Origin of the sequence: Pseudomonas meliae (genome assembly GCF_001400515.1) — a bacterium.
GTDB classification, from domain to species: Bacteria; Pseudomonadota; Gammaproteobacteria; order Pseudomonadales; family Pseudomonadaceae; genus Aquipseudomonas; species Aquipseudomonas amygdali.
This window is the reverse complement of sequence record NZ_LJQT01000291.1, coordinates 1-1,699: the sequence shown is the minus strand read 5'-3', so window position 1 is coordinate 1,699 and position 1,699 is coordinate 1. Positions and strand designations below refer to the sequence as shown.

Sequence of the window (1,699 nt, the reverse complement as noted above, 5' to 3'; positions counted from 1 at the left end):
CTGCGCGAAAAGTACAAGGCCATCACCTACAACCGGTCCGATTGCAGTTACCTGACCGACGAACAATTTGGCGAGGCTCCAGAGACTTTGAGCCTGCTGAGCGAAGCCCTGCCGGATTTGGCCGGGATGTTCACCGAGGTGAATTCGGAACGCAAAAGCCGGGCTTTCAACGACAGCAAGGTCTCGGCCCACACCGCGATCATCCCCACTGCGGTGAAGATCGACATCGCCCAGCTGAGTGACGATGAGCGCGCCGTGTACCTGGCCATCGTCAAACGCTACGTCGCGCAGTTCTTGCCCGAGAAACGCTACCTCAGTGCCGAGGTGCGTTTTGGCGTGAACGGACACACCTTCGTTGCGCGCTCCACCAAAGTGACGCAGCCCGGCTGGACGGCGCAGGTCACTGAAGAAAACGAGCAAGACGAAGACGCATCGGACGCTGCCGAGGTTGCGAGCCCCTTCGATGCTCTAGCGGATCTGAAAGTCGGTGACGCCGGGGTATGCGACGGCATTACGGTCGCGAAAGAGAAAACCAAGCCCCTGCCGCTCTACACCGAAGCCACGTTGCTCAAGGACTTGCAGAGGGTCGCCAAGTACGTGCAAGACCCGCGCATCAAGCAGCTGCTGATCGACCGCGACCAGGGCAAGAAAGGCGAGAACGGCGGCATCGGCACCCCGGTGACCCGCGCTGCGATGCTGGCCAAGCTTCAGGAGCGCGGTTTTTACGCGGTAGAGAAGAAAAAACTGATCCCCACCCAGCTGGGTCTGGAGTTCATCGCCGCGTTGCCAGCGATTGCGACCACGCCGGACATGACCGCGCTCTGGCATGAACAGCAACAGATGATCGAGGCCGGTGAACTGACCGTGGACGCGTTCCTGGACGAACTGGAGGACTTCATTGCCCACCAGGTGCAGAACATCGACCTGGGCAACGTGCAGGGTGACGGCAAGCCGGTGCTGGACAGCCTGAACGCACAGTGCCCCGTGTGTGGCAGTGAACTGGCCGTTACTCCGCGAGTGATCGGGTGTCGCGCCTGCGACTTCAAGTTCTACCCGGAAGTCAGCGGCAAGATGCTGTCCCCCGGCCAGATCGAGGCGCTGTTGACGAAGGGCAAGACCGGCATACTGAAGGGGTTTCACAGCAAGAAAACCGGTAAGTCCTTTGAAGCGGCCCTGAAGCTCAACCACGAAGCCAAGCTGGAATTCGTGTTCAGCCGCAAACCCACGCGCGCATGACCCCTCTTTCTAAAGGAGGCATTAGCTATGCCTGAAGAACAACAGCCCAAGGCGGCTCAGTGGCCAGACGGCGAAACGATGACGGCGCACTGCCCCAACTGCGAAACCCCCGCGACCGTCGATATCGTCAACGTCAGAAAGTGGCAAATGACCTGGCGTCCAGTGGATTGCGACAACTGCTTTGCAGAGTTTGAGTTGTCCGCAGACGGTTCAACGGCATTGATTTTGGCCCCTGCTGAGCAGTCCACAGCCCGTGGCCGTGAGCTTCTGAGCAAGATATTCGTGTTTGACCCCAACGAAGACACCCCTTAACGAACTCATTGAAGAAGGAGCGCAATCATGGCGCGTGGCATCAATAAAGTGATCCTGGTAGGCACCTGCGGACAAGACCCTGACTGTCGTTACCTGCCCAACGGCACGGCGGTGACCAACCTGAGCCTGGCCACCAGCGAGCAGTGGACTG

The 1,699-nt window shown here is 59.4% G+C and carries 2 protein-coding genes and 1 pseudogene (1 of these 3 cut by a window edge); all 3 read left to right on the top strand.

The window, feature by feature from the left end; genetic code table 11:
• Positions 1-1,236 (top strand): annotated as a pseudogene (locus ALO64_RS13490) (DNA topoisomerase) (its annotated part extends 273 nt beyond the left edge of the window); the annotation flags it as partial.
• A 27-nt stretch (positions 1,237-1,263) separates the two neighbouring features.
• Positions 1,264-1,548 (top strand): hypothetical protein, encoded by a 285-nt coding sequence (locus ALO64_RS13485; protein ID WP_054991728.1) that lies wholly within the window; start codon positions 1,264-1,266, stop codon positions 1,546-1,548.
• A gap of 27 nt (positions 1,549-1,575) precedes the next feature.
• A partial coding sequence (ssb, locus tag ALO64_RS13480; RefSeq protein WP_157058657.1) for a single-stranded DNA-binding protein occupies positions 1,576-1,699 on the top strand: 124 nt, incomplete at its 3' end.